The sequence below is a fragment of the Halorubrum luteum genome (assembly GCF_054652935.1).
The window spans coordinates 804,346-824,837 of record NZ_BAAIGT010000002.1 but is presented as its reverse complement, the minus strand read 5'-3'; the positions used below and the strand labels follow the sequence as shown (position 1 = coordinate 824,837).

Below are 20,492 nucleotides of genomic sequence, written 5' to 3'. Positions count from 1 at the left end.
ATGTACGTAATGAGTGGACGACCCCTCGACGTGCTCGAAGCGTCGCTCGAGGAGCCCGTGACGGTACATCTGAAGGACGGAACGACGTACTACGGACTGCTCTCCGGCTACGACCAGCATATGAACGTCGTTATCGAACCGGAGTCCACCGTCGACGACCGCGTCGACGACGATCTCGACGGGGAGTTCGCCGTCGCCATCGAAGACACAACGATTATACGCGGCGATAACGTCGTCACCATCAAAGCATGACCGGTTCCGGTACGCCCTCTCAAGGGAAAAAGAACAAGACCGTCCACGTGAAGTGCCGCCGCTGCGGTGAGACGTCCTACCACCTCAAAAAGGAGCGCTGCGCCTCGTGCGGCTTCGGTAACTCCGCCGAGCGCCGCGATTACGCCTGGCAGTCGAAAGCTGGCGACAACTGAGCCGATCCGTTTCTGGCCGTCGCACCGACCGATCGAAAGCGGCTGCACCGTGGAATCCGCGACCTCACCGACGTTGGACTCGTCGATCGGCTCGCCGAACACCGACCGCGTGTACGATCGCGACGTATGCGCCTGCGAGCACCGTCGCGATCCCCACCCGCGTGTACACTCCTTGTGGCCCGTACGCGGTCGCGATAAGATACGCCGCAGCCCCCACGAGGAGCCCGTACACGAGCGCACGCCGAACGCCGACGTCGGTGAGCCGCTGCGGTGTCGACCCCGCCATGTCCGGCCCGTAGGGTCGGCTGCTGTTTATAAATGATGATGTGTGATCAGTCTTCGCTGGATCCGCCCGTCAGTCTCTGAAGAACTCCTCGCGCTCGAACGGTTCGGTCTCGCCTTCCACGGCGAGCACGTCGAGCGCGGTCACCGCCGCGTCGACGCCGAGCAGTCCGGCGAGGCTCGGCTCCGTCCGTCCCTCGTCGCTCGAGATCAGCTCCTTGATGTACAGTCCACCCGCCCCGTGGATCTCGACGGTCGCGTGACGGGGGTCGACGAGCTCGCCGTCCGTCTCGTACACCTCCCGTTCGCGCGTCATGCTCGCGCGGCGGTGGTCGACCCGGTTCGGGGTGTACTGCTCGATCGTTGCACCCTCCAGCTCGTCGAGCGCGTCCGATAGCGCCTCGGCGGTCACGTCGTCGTCGAACGCCACCTCGGCGCGATACCGCTTCGACGCGTCGTGTTCTTTCACGCGCGCGACCATGTCGTACGTCGCGAGACGCAGTCCCTCGACCTCCACCGCGCCATCCGCGAACGCGTTGATGTCGGACTGAAGCCGGTCCACGTCGACCCGCCGCCGCCGCGGCTCCTCGACCTCGATCACGAACGGACGGCCCGTCCCGAGCATCCGCGCATCGACGTCCTCGCGGCCCGCTCCGTGGAACGTCGCCTCGGTCCCGTCCATCACGTCCTCGACGATCGGTGCGGTGTACTCCTCGACGCTGTCGTCGTACAGGTAGCCGGATCCGCCGCAGTGGTCACACGGCTCTCGACCCTGACGGCCGGAGCCGTGACACTCCCGACACGGCCACTCCGTCTGCGGGACGCCCCGTTCGAGCTTGCGATATCGACCGTACACGAACGTGGAGTTGACCTTGGCGTCGATCTCGTCCGCGGCCAGATCGATCGTGAACTGCACGTCCGGGCGGTCGAAGGACACCTCCGTCCCCGTCCGCCGGCCGATCCGTTTGCCGACCTCGCGGTTGAACTCGGATTTGAACGGCTCGCCGGCGTCCTCGTCGAGACCGACCTCCTCGCGGAGCAGGAGCTCGTTCTCCTCGATCAGCGGCGGCGGACGAGTGCCCACGTTGTAGCTGGCGAACTCGACGTCCTCGACGGCGTCGACGGCTCGCTCGGCCCACGCGTCGAACGCTCCACAGCGCCCCTCACACACCCAGCAGTCGGCGACGTCGACCGGGTCGTAGTCGTCGTCGCGGGCGAGCGCGAGCGACACACGGAGCCCCGTTCCCCGCTCGGCGTTCGACAGTCCGAAGCTCCGATCGGCGACGAGTCGACCGAGACAGGCGTCACACACCGGTCCCGTCGCGGTCGCGTCCGCGGCGACCTCCAGTACGTCCATGGCGACACCAGCGGCCGACGGGGTAACTGTCTTACTAAACGTGGGGACGCGGACGCGAGAGGGCGACGGGCAGGGCGTGTCCGCGCGACCGCCTACTCCCGGTCGAGATACTCCTGCTGGATCGTGACGATCTCGGCCGAGTCCTCGCAGGCGGCGTACCGCCGTAGCGGCTCGGCGTTGAGGTCGAGAAACGTCTCGCCCCACGTGAACTTCGCGAGGATCCGCTCGGCGTGGTCCGGCTCGCCGAGGATCCACAGCGCGGCGGCGAACGCCTCGACGGTCGTGAGCCGCATCGGCCGGCCGAAGTTCACGGGGTTGGCGGCGACGAGGTACGGAAGCGCGCGATGGTCGCCCGGGAGCGTGAAGCGCTTCTCGCCGGCGGACTCCCACGAGCAGTCGAGCGCGACGAGCGCCTCCGCCGCGGCGGCGTCGGCGTCCGCGGGCGACAGCGCGCGCTCCGCGTGCGGGTTCAACACGAATCCGTACGGTGTGGCGCGGTCCGAGCGGTGCAGCTCCGCGAGATCGAATCGCGCGAGCTTGCGCGCGGTGCATTTATTCGGGTCGTCGTCTCCCTCGTATCGGACGTGCAGGTCCACACCGGTGATTGGCCGGCGGCGGGTATAACCGGTTCGGAGCCGTGAATGCGCGGACCGCCGGAGACAGCGACCCGTCGACGCGCGGACCGCAGGAGGCTGCAACCCGTCACTCGCGGGAAAACGCGACCCGTCACTCGCGGGAAAGCGCGAACCCGTCGCTCGCAAGACGCGGCGGTTAGGGTGTCATAGAACTTTTGCCATGGTGTTCGTTGCATGAATTCATACTCGAATCAGCCGTGCGACGCTGCGTGCTTCGTGCTCGATACCGGGCGTATATTGCGCATACGAGAATCGATGTGTGGTTTATAAAGGTGTATTCAGCGCGGTGAGGAGTGGTATATAAATGAGCAGTGGAGCAGAGACCGACTTGGAAGCCCCAGCCGCGACGGCTCGCGCGGCTCGCTGCGGTCCTCAGTCGCTCACTGCGTTCGCTCCTTGCGGTCCTTACGTCGCCGGGCTTCGCCCTCGCGGCTGCCCCTTCCAGTCCCGCCCCGCACCGCAGCCTCGGACCACCCCAGCCTCGACCGGAGGGGCCGCCGGAACCGCTCGGCGGCCCCTCCGGTCTCCCTCGCGCGCTCGCTCACGGGCCGAAGGCCCGCTCGCGGCGCGCGCCACCGCAACCACAAGCAAAACATTGTTCGTTTATCAGGCGACTGCGGGCGGTCGGCGCGCGCCTCCGAGCGTCCTTTCTAGGGCGCGAGGAGCGCGTGCGAGGGAGGCGGCGGCGAGCGCGGAACGCGCGAGCCGCCGACGAGGCTGGGGAGGCGTGAGGTGCGGTTGCGGTGCGGTCGGGTGGGATCGAAAGGGGCAGCCGGGAGGCGGGCGCAGGCGACACAAGCACTGCAGGGAGCGAACGACGTGAGCGACCGAAGCGCGCAGCGAGCGTGCGCCCGCCTCCCGGCTGGGGCTTTCAGATCGTTCGTCGCGGAGCTATCGCTCCCGCGACTCACTTATAAATCACCTCCAGATCCATCACGCAATCACGTATAAACCCCTCATCCACCCTCGTGAGCGACGTACGCCCGCGATCTCTCACGATCCAAGCAGCGTCACACGACTGGTTCGGGTGGCGATCGTGGAATACCCACCGAGACAACGGTGCTACGACCCCTATGATCGTTCGTGAGAGATGTGGTCCTCGGCGCTCCAGTTATAAATGGCTTCAATGTACACAATCGGGGTGAAGGGGGTAAGGCCGGAACAACGTACTGTGAGCCACGATGAGGGAATCCGACGAACGAACTGAGGGAGGTCCCCCGGACGATCCCGAGCGTCCGGAGTGGGACCAGTGGGTCGACTCGCTCATGGAGCGGATGGCCGAGGACGCCGAACGCGTCGCCGACGGCGACCTGAGCGAGGCCGAGTTCCACGCGAAGTACCACGAGGACCGAGCACGGATGGCCGAGGAGTACGCACCGGATCGGGAGGCTCCCCCGCTCGACCCGGACGACCCCGAGTGGGAGGCGTGGGCCGAGGAGATCCTCGCGGACACCGAGTACGACACCGAGCTCGGGATCGAGCTCGCCCGCGGCGCGCGCCGCGTCGCGGAGGGGTCGCTCGACGAGGCCGAGTACCACGAGAACCACCACGCGGAGACGCTCGCCGAGTTCGGCGTCGACGACCGGCCGACGAGAGCGGCCGCCGCCGACGCCTCGCTGCTCGACGGCGGCTCGCCGCCCGAGGCCCCTGACGGCTCGTCGCTTCCGGGTGTCCCCGGCGAGGACGACCCGACGCGCCGCTCGCTGCTGAAAGGGGCGGCGGGCGTCGGCGCGGCCGCGGTCGGTCTGAGCGCGGTCCAGCAGGCGAGCCGGAGCGTCGCCGCGGACGACGGCGGGTCGAACCCTGACTCCGACGTCCAGATGGGGATGGCGATCAACACCGAACGGTGTATCGCCTGTCTGCAGTGTATGGACGCCTGTAACGAGGAGAACGACAACCCCTCCGAGGCGCTGTGGATGACCGTCCTCCGCTACGAGGAGGACGACTACACGGACAACGAGGAGTTCCTCACCCGTCCCTGTCAGCACTGCAGCGACGCCCCGTGTGAGACCGCGTGTCCGACGAACGCGCGATACACCCGCGAGGAGGACGGGATCGTTCTCACGGACTACGACCAGTGTACCGGCTGCCGGTACTGCGAGGTCGCGTGCCCGTACGGCGTCAACTACCTGCAGTGGGCCGACCCCGGCGAGGCCGGCGAGGCGTTCGACCACGACACCGAGGTCGGCGGCGTCACCGCCGCCGGTCCGGCCCCGCAGGGGACGATGGGCAAGTGTACGTTCTGTGCCCACCGTCAGGACAGCGGCGACGAGGACCTGATGGGGACGAGCGCCTGCGAGGACGTCTGTCCGGTCGACGCGATCCACTTCGGCGACATGAACGACGAGGAGAGCGCGCCGCGCCAGCATCTCTCGGAGGACATCGGCGACCAGCCGACGTACAAGCTCTTAGAGGAGATGGGGACGGAGCCGAACGTCGTCTACGTCGGCAACGAGCCCTCGCCGACCGCGACGCAGGTCGACGGACCGACCGGCGAGGACGAGCACGGCCTCACCCGGGAGCGTCCCGGAAGGGACGAGATCGAACTCGGCAGCCACGGAGGTGACGACTGATGGCGACCGCAGCTGACGGGGTGTTCGCCCCCCTCACGACGTTCAGCAAGAAGTTCATCGGACTCGTCGCCGTCCTCGGACTCGTCTCGCTGGTGATGCTCGAGGCGGTGATCCACCAGCTCCGCCACGGTCTGGTCGTTACGGACCTGGCCAGCTGGGGCACCCAGGAGGGCGTCACCTGGGGGATCTACATCGGGACGTTCGAGTGGTTCGCGGGCATGGCCGTCGGCTGTATCGCGGTCGTCGGTTTCATCCGCTACCGCGAGCTGGACCGATACGACGTCATCGCTCGGATCGGCGAGATCTGGGGGCTCATCTCCGGGCTCTCGGCGGCGTACCTGATCGTCCTCGACCTCGGGCGGCCGGACCGCGTGCTCAACATCCTCACCGCGTGGTTCGTCACGGTCCAGTACTCCCCGCTCGCGTGGGACGTGACGTTCGTCACCGCGCTGCTCGTGATGACGTCGACGATGCTTATCCTCTCGCTGCGGCGCGACTTCAGCGGGATGAACCTCGACGAGCTGCCGGTCCACGCGAAGCTGCTAGGGACGGCGCTCACCGCGGGGTACCAGCCCGACGAGGACGAGAAGCTCGCGTCGATGCTCCGGTGGCTCGGCCTCGCGCTGCTCATCCTCGCGTTCACGGGCGGGATGGTGCCGGGCTGGCTGCTCGGCGTCGTCGGCGCGCAGGCCGGCTACTACGGCGGCATCGCCGGCGTCTCGTTCCTCGCCGGCGGACTGTTGACCGGCGTGGCGGCGATCGCGCTGATCGCCGGGATCCTCCGGGCGCTGTACGGCTGGGACGAGCTGCTCCCGACCGAGGTGTTCGTCGGCGTCGGGAAGGCGCTCACGCTCTTCGGGTTCGTCTACCTCGTGATCCTGTTCAACGAGATGCTGCCGAAGCTGTTCCCGATGGCTCCGCTCGCGGAGTCGCGTATCGGTGAGGCGATGCTGTACGGCCACTTCGCGACGGACTTCTGGCTCGCGATGGCGGCGATCGCGATCCCGGTCGTGATCCTCGCGGCGTTCCGCGAGCGGATGATCGTGAAAGGCGTCGGGCTCGCCATCGTGAGCGTCCCGATGCTGTGGGCCGTCTTCGTCAAAAAACAGCTCGTCGTCATCGAGCCGCTGCTGTACCCCTCGGGGCTCCCCTACGAGGTCGGGACGTACGTGCCGACGCTGGTGGAGTGGGTGATCGCGATCGGAGCGATCGTGGTAGCGATCCTGCTTTTCACCGTCGCGACCCGGCTCGTCCCGATGAGCCGCCAGCCGAGCGAGATCGACGCGACCGCCGACGTCAGAACGGAGGTGAGCGACTAATGACGACCACGATCGGCATCTACGTGCTGTTCGGCATCCTGCTGTTGCCGATATACGCCGTCCTCGCCGGATGGCTGCTCGGTGAACCGCGGGACTTCCGGACCGCCGGAATCGGCCTCGGTGTGATGGCGGCCATGGCGGTGTTCATGATCTCGTCGACGGCGATGATGGGTGTCGTCTTCGGGTTCCTCACGCCGTTCTGACTCGGAAGCCGCCCACTCGTTTCTCGAACCGCGGCTGCTTCTCTCGCATCGTGCCTGCTTCTCTCGCATCGTGCCTGCTTCTCTCGCATCGTGCCCGCTTCCCGAACCCCGTCCGCTTCTCTCGCGTCGCGTCCGCGTCACGCCCGCTGGATCGAACGCCAGCCACGGAGTCGTCCGTGCTCACGGCGGGATGGCGAATGCAACACAGTCAAACCCTCGCCGCCCTCATCTCCCGATCACGGCGATATCAGCATGGAAGACACGGTCCGAGAGCGATTACGGGCGATCGAGGCACCGGAGCCGGCGACTACCGAGGATACGGCAGGGGATCGAGCGCTCGGAGACGAAGCCGCCAGCGAACGAGGGGAGGAGGCCGAGTCCGGCGCCGACATCGTCGCTCGCGGCCTCGTCGGCGCGATCGACGTCGTCGACGGGACCGCACACGTCGAGCTCGCGGTCGGCGCGCCGCACTCCCCCGCGGAGACGGCGCTCGCCGAGCGCGTTCGCGAGGCGATAGAGGATCTGGGGTACGAGCCCGCGCTGTCGGTGGCGATCGACGACGAGACGCCCGCTGGACGGACGGACGACGCGCCGATCGTCATCGCCGTCGCCTCCGGAAAGGGCGGCGTCGGGAAGAGCACGGTGGCGGTGAACATCGCCGCCGGGATCGCCGACCGCGGGGCCGACGTCGGGATATTCGACGCCGACGTGTACGGCCCGAACGTCCCGCGCATGCTCGGCGTGCGCGAGGAGATGGTCCAAGCCGGACCGAACGACACGATCCTGCCGGTGGACGCACACGGGATGAAGGTGTTGAGCGTCGGATTCCTGGTCGAAAATACGGACCCGGTGGTGTGGCGGGGTGCGGTCGTCGACAGCATGCTCACCGACCTCTGGCACGACGTCGACTGGGGTGGCGTCGACTACGTCGTCGTCGACCTCCCGCCGGGAACCGGCGACGCGCAGTTGACGATGCTCCAGCAGATGCCGGTGATGGGTGCGGTCACCGTGACGACCCCGCAGGACGTCGCGCTCGACAACGCACGCAAGGGAGTAAACCAGTTCGAGCCGCACGAGGCCGCGGTGTTCGGGGTCGTCGAGAACATGAGCACGTTCGTCTGTCCGACCTGTGCGGACACCCACGAGGTGTTCGCGTCGGGCGGCGGCGAGACGCTCGCCGCGGAGTTCGACGTTCCGCTGTTGAGTCGGATCCCGCTGGATCCGTCCATCGGCGACGCCGGCGAGACCGGCGAACCGATCGTGTACGGCGACGGTGAGACGGCAGCGATCTTCGAGAGGCTGGCCGGCGACGTGATGGACGAGGTCGGACGGCGCCGCCGACGCGCACACGTACGCGGAGCCAGCGCGGACGACGGCGCGGGCGACGCCGCGAGCGACGACGGAACCCGGCTACGGTAGCGTCGACTCGCTCTCCGAGAGCGGCGAGGGGAGCCGTAACCCCTCGAACTGGTCGAGCCGCTGGACGTTCATCACGAGCCGCACTCGGTCGGTAACCGGGACGCCGACGCAGGTGAGCCGGGCGTTCATCCCGGACACCTGCTCGTCGGTGAGCACGTGGTTGCCCGGCATCGCCACGTCCCCCTCTTTCACCAACACCGCGCAGTTCGCACACGCGCCGCCACGGCAGGCGTACGGCCACGTGAGGTTGCGGTTCTCGGCCGCCTCGAGGATCGTCTCTCCGGGCTCGACGAGCACGCGCCCGTACTCCTCCGTGCTGAGCCCGGCGTCGGACGCCTTTGCGAACAGATCCTCGTCGTCGATCGACCAGCCGTGCGCCTCGATCGCGTCGTAGTCGAGCCACTCGACGCGCGCATCGGTGCGTCGGACGACCGGCGCGGCGTCCCGCTGGCTGTAGCGGTCGATCACGTCGGCCGCGCGGTCGACCGGTTCGGACTCCAGGTCGTCGAACCACTGACGGATCGTCTCCGGTGCGAGCCCGTATCCCGCCGCGAGCTCCTCGAAGGAGACCCCCTCCGCCTCCGCGATCGTGACGATGGGACGCGAGTCGAGCGCGTCGATCCAGTCACGGATCTCGCCGGCCGAGAGGTCGTACCAGCTCGCCAGGTCGTCGACGTCGACGCCCTCCTCGTTGGCGATCGCGATCATCAGCCATCGGGCGGTCGACCGGTCGCGTACGTGCTCGAGCCACTCACGAAGCTCGTCGGCCGAAAGCGTCGAGTCTGTCATACGTGAGCGGTTCGCACCGTCAGCTTAAAACGTTCGGGGGGTGGTCCCGCGGCGTGGGACCCGCGTCGCCGACCCCGGAACCCCTTTGAACGCTCCCGCCGACCGATCGGATATGATCGACGAGACGGTCGCCGAGATCCGGGCGATGCAGACACATAGCACGTCGGTGGTTGCGGTGAAGGCGACGCGGGCGCTCGGGGAGCTGCTCGACCGCGAGTACATCACCGTCGACGAGTTCGAGCGCGATCTCGAACACAACGCCGGCGTGTTGCGCCGGTCGAACCCCTCTCACGCCGCGCTCCACAACGCCATGCGCGAGGTCGAACGCTCCGTGGTCGGCGAGGCGACGACGGTGGAGGGCGTCAAACAGCTGCTAGAGGACACGATCGAGCGCGTCGTCGACGACGTCGAGACGTCGAAGGCGGCCGCCGCCGCCAACGCCGCCGAACGCATCGGCGACGGCGAGACGCTGCTCGTGCACGACTACTCGACGACCGTCCTCGAGTCGATCGAGACGGCAGCGATGGACGGAAAACACCTCACCGTGTACGTCACGGAGGCTCGCCCGCGAACGCTCGGACGGAAGACGGCGCGGGCGTGTGCGGCGATGGACCGCGTCGACACGCGGATGGTCGTCGACGGCGCGATGGGGTATGCGCTCCGGGACTGTGACCGCGTCCTCCTCGGGATCACGTGTATGACCGGCGGCACGTACTACAACCGGGTCGGCACGTTCCCCCTCGTCGTCACCGCCCGAGAGCTGGACGTTCCCGTCACGACGGTCGGGTCGGGCGCGAAGCGGATCGAGGAGTTCCGGTTCGAAAACGAGTTCCGCGACGCCGTCGAGGTGATGCGGGAACCGATCGCGAACGTCACCATCGAGAACCCGAGCTACGACGCGACCCCGATCGGGATGATCGACACGATCATCACCGACAACGGCGTCGAGGAGCTGTGAGTCGACGCATGCACGTCGTTCGCAGGCAACGGGCACGGTGGGATTCGAACCCACGACCATCGGATTAGAAGTCCGACGCTCTATCCTGGCTGAGCTACGTGCCCTCGGTGCGTTGCTTGGCGTCGGCGCATAAAAAGCTCCGAGGTTCGGATCGGCGCTACGGGGCCGACGCCGTCGAAGCGGTCGGCCGTCCAACAGCAGACATAAGTCCGCGACGGCAGTATCCGGCGGTAATGAAGGTTTTCGGAACGGTCGGCCTCCCCGGTAGCGGGAAAGGCGAGGCGGCAAACGTCGCCGATGCAGTCGGCGTCCCGGTCGTCGTCATGGGCGACGTGATCCGCGAGGAGTGTCGCCGACGCGGGCTCGACCCGGCGGAACATCACGGCCGCATGGCCGAAACTCTCCGGGAGGAGGAGGGTGCGGCGGCGGTCGCCGAGCGAACGCTTCCCCGGGTCCGGGAGGCGAGCGAGACGCACGACTCCACCGCCGTCCTCGTCGACGGCCTCCGGTCGACCGTCGAGCTCGAACGTTTCCGCGAGGCGTTCGGCGACCGGTTCACGCTCGTGGCGATCCACGCCCCCTTCGAGACTCGCGCCGAGCGGCTCGACGACAGGGGCCGTGACGACTCCGACTCGGACCTCGAGGCACTCCGCAAGCGCGACGAACGGGAGCTGGAGCTCGGCCTCGGCGAGACGATCGAGCGAGCGGACGTCGATGTCGACAACACCGGAAGCCTCGCCGAGTTCCGCGACCGGATCCGGGAGCTACTCGACGTGGACGACGCCTCGCCCGCCTCTCGTCCGGCGAGTGGGCAGGACGCGAACGTCGGAGGTGACCCCGCATGATATACAGCATCGACGTCCGGATCGAAACGCCGGTTCGAGACACGGAGGTGACGGACCGCGTCGCGGACGCAGTGCAGAACGTGTTCCCGAACGCCGATCCGACCCACGAGGACGGCCGGCTCGTCGCGGAGACGCACACGCTTGACGCCTTCTCCGACGTGCTCCACGAACAGGAGATCCTCGACACCGCACGCCGCGTGTTCCGCCGGAACATGACCGACGACGGGTTCTCCTTCGCGTTGAAAAAGCAGGCCGCCTTCGAGGACGTCGTCAACTTCTCAGTCGGCGACCCGGACGAGCTCGGCGACATCGACGTCGACGTCCGGGTTCGTCAGCCGTCCGTCGAGGAGTTCATCGATTACATCGCGCCCGAAACTGACGAAGGACAGCCGGTCGACCCGGTTCGGGAGTACGGCGACCGCTACGACCCCGAGGCGGACGACTACTGACTCCCGTCGCGACGATATCCCCGTGGCTCCAGTCGGCGGAGCCGAACGACTGCAGCAGCGTCTCCGGCACCGACGCCGTTTAGGTGGACGCACCTGAACGACGGGGTATGGAGCCGGTCGACGACTGGCGCGCGGCGCTCGACGCGGCTGGCGAGCTCACGGCACCGATCGCCGCCGCCATCGTCGAGACGCACGGCGACCGCGGCAAGCGAGCGATCGAGGCGGTCGCGGAGGAGCGAGTGAAACGGTACCGGGATTTCACCGTCGTCGTCGGCCACGAGGACGAGTACGTCGTCGAGGACGGCGGCTGCGACTGCGCGGACGCGACGTACAACCTCGACCGCGACGACCCGGACGCACGGTGCTGGCACTCGCTCGCAGTCGATATCGCCGACGGCGTCGGCGAAGTCGACCATCACGACATGTGGTACTCCGACGTCCGAGAGTTCCTCTGAGCCGGCGAAGCGACGTTCCGAATGGACGTACGGCCGAATTCGCCAGTCGGAAACGTTTAGAACGCGCCCGGGTTATTCGACCCCATGGCGGACTGTCCACTCGCCGACGACTGCCCCAGCTTCGACGAACGCATCCAGGGGATGGGGTGTCAACACTACGGCAACAAAGGTGGCGCGGAGTGGTGTAACCACTACGACATGCCCATCTACGAGCTCAAACAGCAGCCGGTTCAGCCCGGTGAGGAGGTCGTCATCGAAGTCGACGACATGCACGAAAGCGGGGCCGGGGTCGGTCGAACCGACGACGGCTTTATCGTCCTCGTCGACGGGCTGCTCCCGCCGGCGCGCGCGCGCGTTACCATCCACCGCGTGAAATCCAACCACGCGACTGCACAGGAGATCGTCGAGCGACTCCCGGAGGAGGGTGACGAAGAGGAGGAAGACGACGAGCAAGCATCCGCGAGCGAGGATGAGGAGGAGCGGGATCGACCCTCTCGCGCTGACCGCGAGCGGCTCGGAAGCCGGGAGAACTTCTGGGGTAAGTGAGTCGATCGCGGGCAAGACGCCCCTACGGACAGTCCGGACGCCGTCGTTTTCCCCGACCGACGACCGTTCGCGTGTCGACCGCCGACGTACGTCGACGACGTCTCTTGTTGACGCCTGCTTTTGTGGCTGCTTTGTGACGCCTGCCCTTTTTGATGCCTGCCCACGTCTGTACGCGTATGGTCGCAGACGACGGGCAGCCCGGTGGTGACGGGAGCCCGATCGACGACGTCGACGCGGCGGAGCTGCTGGAGCGTGCGGGGTTCGACGCCGACGACAGCGTGTTAACGCGCCGTCAAGCGGAGGTGTTGGCGCTCCGCGAGCAGGGGCTCCGCCAGTCGGATATCGCCGATCGGCTCGGAACCTCCCGGGCGAACGTTTCGAGCGTCGAATCGAGCGCGCGCGACAACGTCGAGCGCGCGAGGGAGACGGTCGCGTTCGCCGAGGCGCTGTCGGCGCCGGTTCGCGTCGAGATCGAGGGTGGGACCGACCTGTACGACACACCGAACCTCGTGTACGACGCCTGTGACGAGGCCGGCGTGAAAGTGAACAAGACGGCCCCGGATCTGATGAAGACGATCGGCGATCGCGCGGGCGACGCGGTGCAGGGTCGGGAGGTCCGCAGTCGACTGTTCGTCACCGTCGCCGCCGACGGCACGCTCAGGGTTCGTCGGCCGTAACACGTCGCTGACGGTCGCGGATCGTGACGACGACCGACCGTCTCATCCGAGACCGGACTCCTGTCTCAACAGGACGACCATCGAGAGCCCGGAGATAACCACCAGAATGAGGGCCGGAACGGCCGCGTACTGATAGTACAGCGTCTCGTGAGCGGCCCAGATCACCGTCACCAGCGTGTCGACGCCGATCGGTTGGAGCATCAGCGTCGCCGGCAGCTCCTTCATCGTGGTGAGAAAGACGAGGACGCCGCCGGCGACGACGCCGGGGAGGATCAGCGGCAGCGTCACCTTCCGGAACGTCTCGAGAGGGCCGGCGTTCAGCGTCCGGGCGGCCTCGACGAGTCGGTCATCGACCTGTAACACCGCCGACCGGGTCGTGCCGACGACCTGCGGCAGGAAGCGGACGACGTACGCGAACACGAGAAGCGGCACCGTCCGGTAGATCCACGGCGCGTAGTTCGCGCCGAAAAACACCAGCGCGAGACCAATGACGACGCCGGGGACCGCGAACCCTACGTACGTCGCGCGCTCGAACAGCCGCGAGAGCCGGGTATCGGAGCGGGCGGAGTAGTACGCGACGGGGATCGCGAACAGGCACGCGACCGCCGCGGCCATCGTCGCGAGGTAGACGGAGTTCAGCGCCATACCCCACTCGAACGCGAGCGAGGGGACGTTGCCGTCGGGGCCACGGAGCGCCCACGCGCCGAAGATGGCGACCGGGACGACGAGCGTAACGACGCCGATCGCGGCGATCCCGACCATCGCCGGCCATTTCCAGCGCCCGAGCCGGATCCGGGCGGTACGGCCGCCGCCCGAGGAGCCGGAGTCGCGACCGACCCGCGCTTCGATCAGGAGGATGACGGCGGTCACCGCGAGCAGTTGCATCGAGAGCAGCGCGGCGTACTCGACGTTGAACGCGCCGTACTCCACGTAGATCTCGTAGGTAAACACGCTCACGCGCATGAACGCTGGGGTACCGAAGTCCGAGACCGCATACAGGGCGACGAGCAGCGACCCGGCGGCGATCGCCGGTCGGATCTGGGGAAACACGACGCGTCGATACGCTTCGATCGGGGGTACGTTGAGGCTTCGAGCGGCCTCGACGAGCTCCATGTCCAGCGAGAGCAACGCCGCCCGCGTCGAGAGGAACACGTACGGATACGTGTACAGTGTGATGACGAGCGTCGCGCCCCAGAACCCCTCGACGGCCGGTAGCGGGACGCCGATCGCCTGACTCACCTCGCCGCCGCTGCCGAACGTGCGGACGAACGCGAACGCGCCGATGTAGCTCGGGATGACCAGCGGGAGTGCGGCGACGATCGTCCAGAACCGGTCGTACGGGAGATCGGTGCCGGTCGTCACCACGGCGAGCGGAACGCCGATCACGACGGAGAAGGCGGTCACGGCGGCCATGAGCCCCACGCTGTTCGCAAGGATCTCGACCGTCCGGGTCGACACGACGAGCGAGACCGCTCGATCCGGGTCGACCTGCACCGCGCGGAGGAACAGCCACAGCAGCGGCGACGTGACGAGGACGGCGATGACGCCGCTTAAAAACAGGAGCCCGAGAGCTGACCGCTCCTCTTCGTCGTCATCTCGCCGGACGGTCTCGAACACGAGTAGCTGTACCTGAGTTCACCGTGAGAGAATATACGGCTTCTGAAAACTGGCTCGCAAGATGTGGGCTCGGTGCGCGGAACGACTCTTAAACGGTCATCCCTTCCTCGCGGAGGAGATCGACCGCCTGCTCGACGTCAGCCAGGGCGTTGAGGTCGAACGCCGGCGGGTTGATCTCTTCGAGCGTCGGGAGGTCGCCGACGTAGTCGACGCCGTCGATAACGGGGTACTCGCCGTTCGTCTCGACGAAGAACTCCTGGCCCTCCGCGGCGAGGACGTGGCGACAGAACTCCGCCGCGAGGTTCGGCCGATCCGACGCTTCGAGGATGCCGACGCCGGAGACGTTGAAAAGCGATCCGGCGTCGTTCTCCGTGAACGCGACGTCGAGCGGCGAGTCCGGATCGTTACCCAGGATCCGCCCGGCGTAGTACTGGTTGCCGAGCGCGACCGCCTGGTTTCCGGCGTGGACCTCCTCGGCCTGCTGGGAGCCACTCGAGTACAGCGTCGCGTTCTGGTCTTCGACCATCGCTCGCACCCACTCGCGGGTGGCGTCCTCCCCCTCGAGTTCGATCATCGCGACGATGAACGACCGGAACGTGCCGGAGTTGGGCCGCGTCGCGATGACGTCTCGGAACCGCTCCTCCTCGGCGTACGCGAAGATGTCGTTCGGAAGGTCCTCGGTCCACAGCTCCGTGTTGTACTGGACCGCGCGGACTCGGCCGGACGCGCCCGTCCACGTCCCGTCGGGGTCGCTGTAGTTGTCGTCGATGGCGTCGACCACGTCCTCGGGAAGCGTTCGAACGAGTCCGTCCTGTTTGAGCGACGCGAGCGCGCCCGACGACTGGGTGTAGAACACGTCGGCCGGACTCCCCTCCCCCTCCTCGTTGATCTTGTTGAGCTGGGCGGAGTTGTCGTCGTAGTCGGTGCTAATCGTGAACCCCTCGTACTCGTCTTCGATCGCCTGAAACAGCGGATCGATCTGGTCGACCGTCCGACCGGAGTACACGGTGAGCTCACCTTCCAGATCGCCGAGTTCGTCCCACGTCACCGCCGAGGACGTGAGCGCGGCGCCTTGCGGCCCGTAGTCGTCGAACGGGTCCTCGCCACCGCCGCCGAACAGGTCGGTACAGCCTGCGACGGCGATGCTGCCGGCCGCCCCGGTGAGTCCGAGGAACCGTCGGCGACTGGAACGCTCGGCGGAGCGGGTGGGGGATTCGTCCTCCATATTTGATTTAGGTTGGCCTAAAAGAAAAAGCGTTCCGATTTAGGCTGACCAAAAACATGTTCGGGGCGGCCGATCAGGCTCTCGAGATACGCGGATCGGCCCTCCGGAGGCCGTACTCGGCACACACGAAACGGAACACGGCATGCGGAACACGACGTCCACGACGGCGAGAATCGAGGCCGAGTAGAGCGGAAGCGACCAGGAACGAACGCGAACGGCGGACCGAGAGCCGACACTGACGAAAGCGGCAGTCGATACTGGACGAAAACGGCAGTCGAGCTCTCAGTCGGTGCGGGCGAACGTCGGGTCCGGCCGACCGTGTCCGTGGTGGCTCGGATCCGTATCGAACCCGTTGGTGACCTCGTAGAACACCGCCTCGGGGTCGCGGTTCCACTGCCACTTCCAGCGAGTTCGCACGAGCAACGCGATCTTCCGGCGGAACGTGAGATCGGGCGTCGTCGACACCGTGTCGTATCCGAGCTTCCGGATCAGCCGGTGGTGGTCCGCGTACAGCACCGCCGCCAGCAACACCGCGAACTGACAGTCTTCGGGGAGGTATTTGATCCCGGCGACCCCTTCCTCGTACAGCCGTTCCGTGCGTTCGAGCTCGGACCGGATCGCCGCCGCGACGTTCTCGTCGAACTCGAGGTCCAGGATCTGCTGTTCGTCGACGCCGTGTTCGCGCAGCGTCTCGAGCGGCAGGTAGATCCGGTCGCGCTCGATCACGTCCTCGCGCACGTCCCGGATGAAGTTCGTCATCTGGAACGCCTCGCCGAGTTTGGTGGCGTGCGGGAGCGCAGTCTCCGGACGGTCGATATCCATGATCGCCGTCATCATTCGCCCCACCGCGGCCGCCGACCCGTCCATGTACGCCTCGAGGTCGGCGTACGTCTCGTACCGATCGGTGTCGATGTCGCTTTCCATCGCGTCGACGAAGGCGTTCACGTCCTCGTCGGCGATGCCGCGCTCCTCGCGAACGGTTGCGAACGCGTCGAGCACCGGGTCGTCGGTCGGCTCCTCGCCGAGTGCGGCACGGCGAAGCCGATCCAGTTCGGCACGCTGCTCTTCCGGGGGTGCCGTCTCCTCGGCGTCGACCACCTCGTCGGCCATCCGGAAGAAGCCGTATAGAACGTACGTCGGACGGCGTATCCGCTCCGGAAGCACTCGGGTTGCGACGTGGAACGTCTTCCCCGTCCGTCGCTGGATCCGTTTCCCCTCGGCGACTTGGCCTCGTCCTACCATGGTGGCCTCGACGGATCAGTCCGGAGGGTTACGAGCGGGTCAGTCATGAAATCAAGTAACGGCCTCCATCGACATAACAGTTCGTACGTACGAGTATGGTATCACACGGGTCCGAACCGTGCTGATTAATACATGGGTTCCGACACTTCGACGAGTACTCAGTAAAACGTGTCGCTACAGTCATACACGACGCCGTGAGACGGACAGACGTACTTACAGTGTCGGTGGTACATCGGCTCCGAACAGAGGGGACAGGGACGACCGCCTCCGCGCTCGGGGCGGTCGCCTTTCGTCTCCGAGTCGGTGTCGTTCGCCCGGCCCGATTCCTGCATGGACACACCACGGGGTCCCGAGGTTTAACTCTCCCGTCGCCGGGTCGCACAGATGCGTCGTACTGACCACACTCCCGACCCCTCACCGCAAACCGGTCGGTTCCGTCACTCGTCGGCAAGCGACTCGTACACGTCCGTCGCGACAGCGGGCTCCGAGAACGGGAGGGTGACGATCCCCTCCCACGAGTCGTCGGTTAGGGCCGCAGCCGTCTCCTCGTCGAGGTCGATGCGACGCACCTCGGTCCCGTCGAGCGTCATCCGTATCTCGAACGCATCGGGAGCGTCGACGACGTCCTCGTCGCCCATCGCAGCACGGACTGCGTCGATGGCGTCATCGCCGAGCTCGATGATGACGAGATGCTCGTCACCTTCGGGATGCACGCCTTCGACGTGGACCAGCCCGCTCGCGTCGAACAGCAGCCGATCCTCGGTGTCGCCGACAAGCCGGGCCGCGAACGGCGCGTTCGGATCCGCATCGACGTACGCCACGTCGGAGTCATCGTCGGAGCCACCGTCGACTCCGTCACTCCCGGCCGCGGCCGTGCCCGACCGCTCCTCCGATTCGTTGACGGTCGATGCGCCGACGAGCCCGATCACCCCGACCGCAGACACCGCTCCGAGCGCGCCGACGACGCCGCGTCGAGAAAGCTCCATACCCGACGCTCGTTGTCACGGGTAAAAAGGATTACACGCCGATTCACGGGGTTGATAATCGTGGCTACCCGTGATCCGCGCGATTCTCAGTCTTGGCTTGCTTCCATCGGTGCGGTAGACGGTGTGTCGACGGAGGTCGTCGCTGGCTCCGAGCCGCCTTCGGAGAAGTCGAATCCGCCATCCTCCGAGGAGTCCTGCTCATTCCCGCCGAAGGAGTCACCCGCTTCGACGTCGAACTCGTCGAGCAGCGACCGGAGGTCGTCCGACCGTTCGGAGAGCGTGTGAGTCCGGCGAGTCACCTCCGAGACGGTCGCAGTCTGCTGTTCGGCCGCGGCCGCGACGTTCTCCGACTCCCCAGCCGTCTGCTGGCTGATCTCGGCGATTTCGTCGACCATGTCGACGACCTCCTGTGTCGTCTCCGCCTGATCGTCGGTCGCGCTGCTTATCTCTTGAACCGTCTGGTTCACCGTCGTCACCTCCTCGCCGACCTCCTCGAACTCCCGTAAGGTCGTCTCGATCGTGTGGACGCTGTCGGACACCTGTGACTCCATCGCCTGCACGTCGGATGCGGCGTCGGCGGACGCCGACTGTACCTCGTCGATCCGTCCCGAGATCTCCGCGGCCGAGTCGCGGGTCTCCTCGGCAAGTCCTTTCACCTCGTCGGCGACGACGGCGAACCCGTTTCCGGAGCTCCCCGCCCGCGCCGCTTCGATCGACGCGTTCAACGCGAGGAGATTCGTCTCCTCGGCGATCTCGTCGATGAACGAGACGATCTCGTCGATCTCGTCGATCTCGTCGACGAGGTCGTCGACCGCGGTGGCGGTTTCGGCGATCCGCGTCTCCAGCCGGTCCAGCTCCGCGATCGCCTCCTCCGCGGCCTCGCGGCCGGACTGGCTCCGGTCCGCGGCACCCTGTGCAGTGTGGGCCGCGTCGTCCGCCGAGGCGGCGATCTCCTCGACGGTCGCCGACAGCGTGCTCATCTCGTCGGCGACCGCCTGCAGCTCCTCGGTCTGCTCGCTTGCACCGTCGGAGATCGCCTGCACCGACTGCGCGACCTCCTCGCTCGCGCTGTCGACCTCGTCCATGCTGGCAGTGACGTCGTCGCTCGCGGCGTCGACGTCGGCGGTGAACGATTTCACCTCCGCGAGCGTGTCGGCCAGCGTCCCGACGAGCCGGTTGTAGTCGTCGACGAGCGCCGTGTATCGGTCCGCGTCGTCGATCGCCAGCTCCTCGGCGTCGATCGTGGCGGTGAGTTCGCCCTCGCGAGCGCGTTCCGTCGCGTCGCCGAACGCGTCCATCAGCGACTCCAGCTCGGTCGTGTACGATTCGAGGTTGTCGGCCATCCGCGAGAGCGACTCCCCGAACGCGCCCGGCACCTCCTCGTCGAGGACCGGATCGTCGAACTCCTGGGCTGCGAGCGCCTCGGCCTGGCCGGATACCGTCTCGAGATACGACTGCAGGGATACGAACGAGTTCGTGAGACTCCCGATCTCGTCAGTTTGGTCGCTCGCGGAGAGCGTCGCCGACCCCCCGGTTGCCGACCCGCCCGCGGCCATCTCGGCGGACACCGCTCCCGACGCAATCGCGTCAGCATGCCGCTCCAGCTCGCGGATCGGCGTCGTGAAATCTCGCCGCACGATCAAAAGCGTGTTGTAGATCGCGACGAGCGCCCCGAGAAACAGCGTGCCGGAGACGAGGTACCAGGCAGTGCCCGAAAGGACGAACGGAACGATGAAGATACCGACCGTGGCGAGAAACTGGATCACCACGGCCGCCACGACCTTCCGTTCTATCGACTCCAAAACGCCGATCGCGTCCATCGTCTTCCAGAGCAGCGCCTCGTACCGATCCCCGAGGTCGAGGCTCCTCGCTGTTGTCATCGACATACGTGACCGTCGATGAAACGGTAGTATGAACCCCCGGATCCAGTTATCGGTCCGGATAATCGGGAGGAGATGCCGGAGTAGCCGTGAACTGGCGCTCGCACCCTCGACGACGGCGATTTCGCGGCCACGACTCCTCACGGCCACGACTCCTCACGGCCACGACTCCTCACGGCCACGACTCCTCACGGCCACGACTCCTCACGGCCACGACTCCTCACGGCCCTCGATCGGCTCGGCGACGACCCCGTCCTGCTGAACTGCGGCACGGGCACACGCCGGGCAGACGCGTCGGTTCGCCTCCCACGGGATCGACAGGCGAACGGCGACGGCTTCGGTGCAGTCCGGCTCGGCACAGACGGGATCGCTCTCCTCACCGTCCGGCGTCATACGAGAACGGTTGTCGCTCGACCGTCTTCGGTGTTTCGCGCGGACGAATGGCGACAGAGATGGGTGCCGCGGACGGATAGCGGCAGAGACGGGCGCTCAGATCCGGCGCTGACGAGTGTACCGAACGTGAGCGTGACGAGGCCGGTGTTTCTGTCGTACTCGATCACTCCGCTACGCTCCATTCGTGGGAGGTGTGACTGATGGTCGCCGAACGCAC

Annotated in this window: 23 protein-coding genes, 1 tRNA gene and 1 pseudogene; 12 read left to right on the top strand and 13 right to left on the bottom strand. The window is 66.8% G+C overall.

All coding sequences use genetic code 11. From position 1 onward, the window contains the following. Positions 1 to 9: 9 nt before the first annotated feature. On the top strand, positions 10 to 252 hold the full coding sequence (locus ACYQ0R_RS04110) for an LSM domain-containing protein (protein ID WP_459821057.1): 243 nt from the start codon (positions 10 to 12) through the stop codon (positions 250 to 252). Further along, complete coding sequence (locus ACYQ0R_RS04105) at positions 249 to 425, top strand: 50S ribosomal protein L37e (RefSeq protein ID WP_459821056.1); 177 nt, start codon at positions 249 to 251, stop codon at positions 423 to 425. Before ACYQ0R_RS04110 ends, ACYQ0R_RS04105 begins: the two co-directional genes overlap by 4 nt. Before the next feature lie 64 nt (positions 426 to 489). Here ACYQ0R_RS04105 and ACYQ0R_RS04100 read toward each other — a convergent pair whose 3' ends face one another. The 3 genes from ACYQ0R_RS04100 to ACYQ0R_RS04090 form a co-directional block, all read right to left on the bottom strand. Beyond that, positions 490 to 711, bottom strand: coding sequence for a DUF7525 family protein (locus ACYQ0R_RS04100; RefSeq protein WP_459821055.1), 222 nt, complete (start codon positions 709 to 711; stop codon positions 490 to 492). Positions 712 to 780: 69 nt separating this feature from the next. Then, positions 781 to 2,064, bottom strand: a complete 1,284-nt coding sequence (locus tag ACYQ0R_RS04095; RefSeq protein WP_459821054.1) for a tRNA pseudouridine(54/55) synthase Pus10 — start codon at positions 2,062 to 2,064, stop codon at positions 781 to 783. Positions 2,065 to 2,156: 92 nt separating this feature from the next. After that, positions 2,157 to 2,660 carry a DUF367 family protein gene (locus tag ACYQ0R_RS04090; protein ID WP_459821053.1) on the bottom strand — a complete coding sequence of 168 codons (504 nt, stop codon included), beginning with the start codon at positions 2,658 to 2,660 and terminating at the stop codon, positions 2,157 to 2,159. Between the two features lie 1,220 nt (positions 2,661 to 3,880). Between ACYQ0R_RS04090 and ACYQ0R_RS04085 the strand changes: the two genes are divergently transcribed. The 4 genes from ACYQ0R_RS04085 (at position 3,881) to ACYQ0R_RS04070 (ending at position 8,213) form a co-directional block, all read left to right on the top strand. After that, on the top strand, positions 3,881 to 5,272 hold the full coding sequence (locus ACYQ0R_RS04085; RefSeq protein ID WP_459821052.1) for a 4Fe-4S ferredoxin N-terminal domain-containing protein: 1,392 nt from the start codon (positions 3,881 to 3,883) through the stop codon (positions 5,270 to 5,272). Continuing rightward, complete coding sequence (gene nrfD / locus ACYQ0R_RS04080; protein ID WP_459821051.1) at positions 5,272 to 6,591, top strand: NrfD/PsrC family molybdoenzyme membrane anchor subunit; 1,320 nt, start codon at positions 5,272 to 5,274, stop codon at positions 6,589 to 6,591. Before ACYQ0R_RS04085 ends, nrfD begins: the two co-directional genes overlap by 1 nt. Next, a complete protein-coding gene (locus ACYQ0R_RS04075) occupies positions 6,591 to 6,794 on the top strand; it encodes a hypothetical protein (RefSeq protein ID WP_459821050.1) in 204 nt (67 codons plus the stop codon). Before nrfD ends, ACYQ0R_RS04075 begins: the two co-directional genes overlap by 1 nt. Positions 6,795 to 7,046: 252 nt before the next feature. After that, entirely contained in the window at positions 7,047 to 8,213 is a 1,167-nt protein-coding gene (locus ACYQ0R_RS04070) for an Mrp/NBP35 family ATP-binding protein (protein ID WP_459821049.1), read from the top strand. Here the strand turns inward: ACYQ0R_RS04070 and fer are convergent. After that, positions 8,205 to 9,002 (bottom strand): ferredoxin Fer, encoded by a 798-nt coding sequence (gene fer / locus ACYQ0R_RS04065; RefSeq protein ID WP_459821048.1) that lies wholly within the window; start codon positions 9,000 to 9,002, stop codon positions 8,205 to 8,207. The genes ACYQ0R_RS04070 and fer overlap by 9 nt on opposite strands. Positions 9,003 to 9,114: 112 nt before the next feature. On the opposite strand from fer, the gene ACYQ0R_RS04060 reads away from it, so the two are divergent. Further along, complete coding sequence (locus ACYQ0R_RS04060; protein ID WP_459821047.1) at positions 9,115 to 9,960, top strand: eIF2B alpha/beta/delta subunit family protein; 846 nt, start codon at positions 9,115 to 9,117, stop codon at positions 9,958 to 9,960. Between the two features lie 29 nt (positions 9,961 to 9,989). On the opposite strand, the gene ACYQ0R_RS04055 is transcribed toward ACYQ0R_RS04060, so the two are convergent. Beyond that, positions 9,990 to 10,064: transfer RNA gene (locus tag ACYQ0R_RS04055), tRNA-Arg, on the bottom strand. Between the two features lie 129 nt (positions 10,065 to 10,193). On the opposite strand from ACYQ0R_RS04055, the gene ACYQ0R_RS04050 reads away from it, so the two are divergent. From ACYQ0R_RS04050 to ACYQ0R_RS04030, 5 genes are all read left to right on the top strand, one after another. Next, positions 10,194 to 10,805 (top strand): AAA family ATPase, encoded by a 612-nt coding sequence (locus ACYQ0R_RS04050; RefSeq protein ID WP_459821046.1) that lies wholly within the window; start codon positions 10,194 to 10,196, stop codon positions 10,803 to 10,805. Beyond that, the gene (locus ACYQ0R_RS04045) at positions 10,802 to 11,254 is read left to right on the top strand and encodes an RNA-binding domain-containing protein (protein ID WP_459821045.1); all 453 of its coding nucleotides are present in this window, start codon (positions 10,802 to 10,804) and stop codon (positions 11,252 to 11,254) included. The genes ACYQ0R_RS04050 and ACYQ0R_RS04045 overlap by 4 nt, the downstream gene beginning before the upstream one ends. A gap of 107 nt (positions 11,255 to 11,361) precedes the next feature. After that, positions 11,362 to 11,709 (top strand): hypothetical protein, encoded by a 348-nt coding sequence (locus tag ACYQ0R_RS04040; protein ID WP_459821044.1) that lies wholly within the window; start codon positions 11,362 to 11,364, stop codon positions 11,707 to 11,709. Between the two features lie 84 nt (positions 11,710 to 11,793). Further along, positions 11,794 to 12,255, top strand: a complete 462-nt coding sequence (locus ACYQ0R_RS04035) for a TRAM domain-containing protein (protein ID WP_459821043.1) — start codon at positions 11,794 to 11,796, stop codon at positions 12,253 to 12,255. A 176-nt stretch (positions 12,256 to 12,431) separates the two neighbouring features. Next, the gene (locus ACYQ0R_RS04030) at positions 12,432 to 12,932 is read left to right on the top strand and encodes a Tfx family DNA-binding protein (RefSeq protein ID WP_459821042.1); all 501 of its coding nucleotides are present in this window, start codon (positions 12,432 to 12,434) and stop codon (positions 12,930 to 12,932) included. Positions 12,933 to 12,974: 42 nt separating this feature from the next. Here ACYQ0R_RS04030 and ACYQ0R_RS04025 read toward each other — a convergent pair whose 3' ends face one another. The 8 genes and pseudogenes from ACYQ0R_RS04025 to ACYQ0R_RS03990 form a co-directional block, all read right to left on the bottom strand. After that, positions 12,975 to 14,549 (bottom strand): ABC transporter permease, encoded by a 1,575-nt coding sequence (locus ACYQ0R_RS04025; RefSeq protein ID WP_459821041.1) that lies wholly within the window; start codon positions 14,547 to 14,549, stop codon positions 12,975 to 12,977. A gap of 88 nt (positions 14,550 to 14,637) precedes the next feature. Beyond that, positions 14,638 to 15,774, bottom strand: coding sequence for an extracellular solute-binding protein (locus ACYQ0R_RS04020; RefSeq protein ID WP_459821040.1), 1,137 nt, complete (start codon positions 15,772 to 15,774; stop codon positions 14,638 to 14,640). Between the two features lie 282 nt (positions 15,775 to 16,056). Then, positions 16,057 to 17,016, bottom strand: a complete 960-nt coding sequence (locus ACYQ0R_RS04015) for a phytoene/squalene synthase family protein (protein ID WP_459821039.1) — start codon at positions 17,014 to 17,016, stop codon at positions 16,057 to 16,059. A 158-nt stretch (positions 17,017 to 17,174) separates the two neighbouring features. Beyond that, positions 17,175 to 17,348: an HVO_2523 family zinc finger protein gene (locus ACYQ0R_RS04010; RefSeq protein ID WP_459821038.1), complete on the bottom strand. Its 174-nt coding sequence runs from the start codon at positions 17,346 to 17,348 to the stop codon at positions 17,175 to 17,177. A gap of 105 nt (positions 17,349 to 17,453) precedes the next feature. Further along, a complete protein-coding gene (locus ACYQ0R_RS04005; RefSeq protein ID WP_459821037.1) occupies positions 17,454 to 18,002 on the bottom strand; it encodes a hypothetical protein in 549 nt (182 codons plus the stop codon). Positions 18,003 to 18,088: 86 nt separating this feature from the next. Further along, on the bottom strand, positions 18,089 to 19,822 hold the full coding sequence (locus ACYQ0R_RS04000; RefSeq protein WP_459825663.1) for a methyl-accepting chemotaxis protein: 1,734 nt from the start codon (positions 19,820 to 19,822) through the stop codon (positions 18,089 to 18,091). 264 nt (positions 19,823 to 20,086) lie between these two features. Then, positions 20,087 to 20,275: a DUF8014 family protein gene (locus ACYQ0R_RS03995; RefSeq protein ID WP_459821036.1), complete on the bottom strand. Its 189-nt coding sequence runs from the start codon at positions 20,273 to 20,275 to the stop codon at positions 20,087 to 20,089. Next, positions 20,272 to 20,469 (bottom strand): annotated as a pseudogene (locus ACYQ0R_RS03990) (hypothetical protein); the annotation flags it as partial. The gene ACYQ0R_RS03995 and the pseudogene ACYQ0R_RS03990, both read right to left, overlap by 4 nt. Between the last annotated feature and the right edge of the window lie 23 nt (positions 20,470 to 20,492).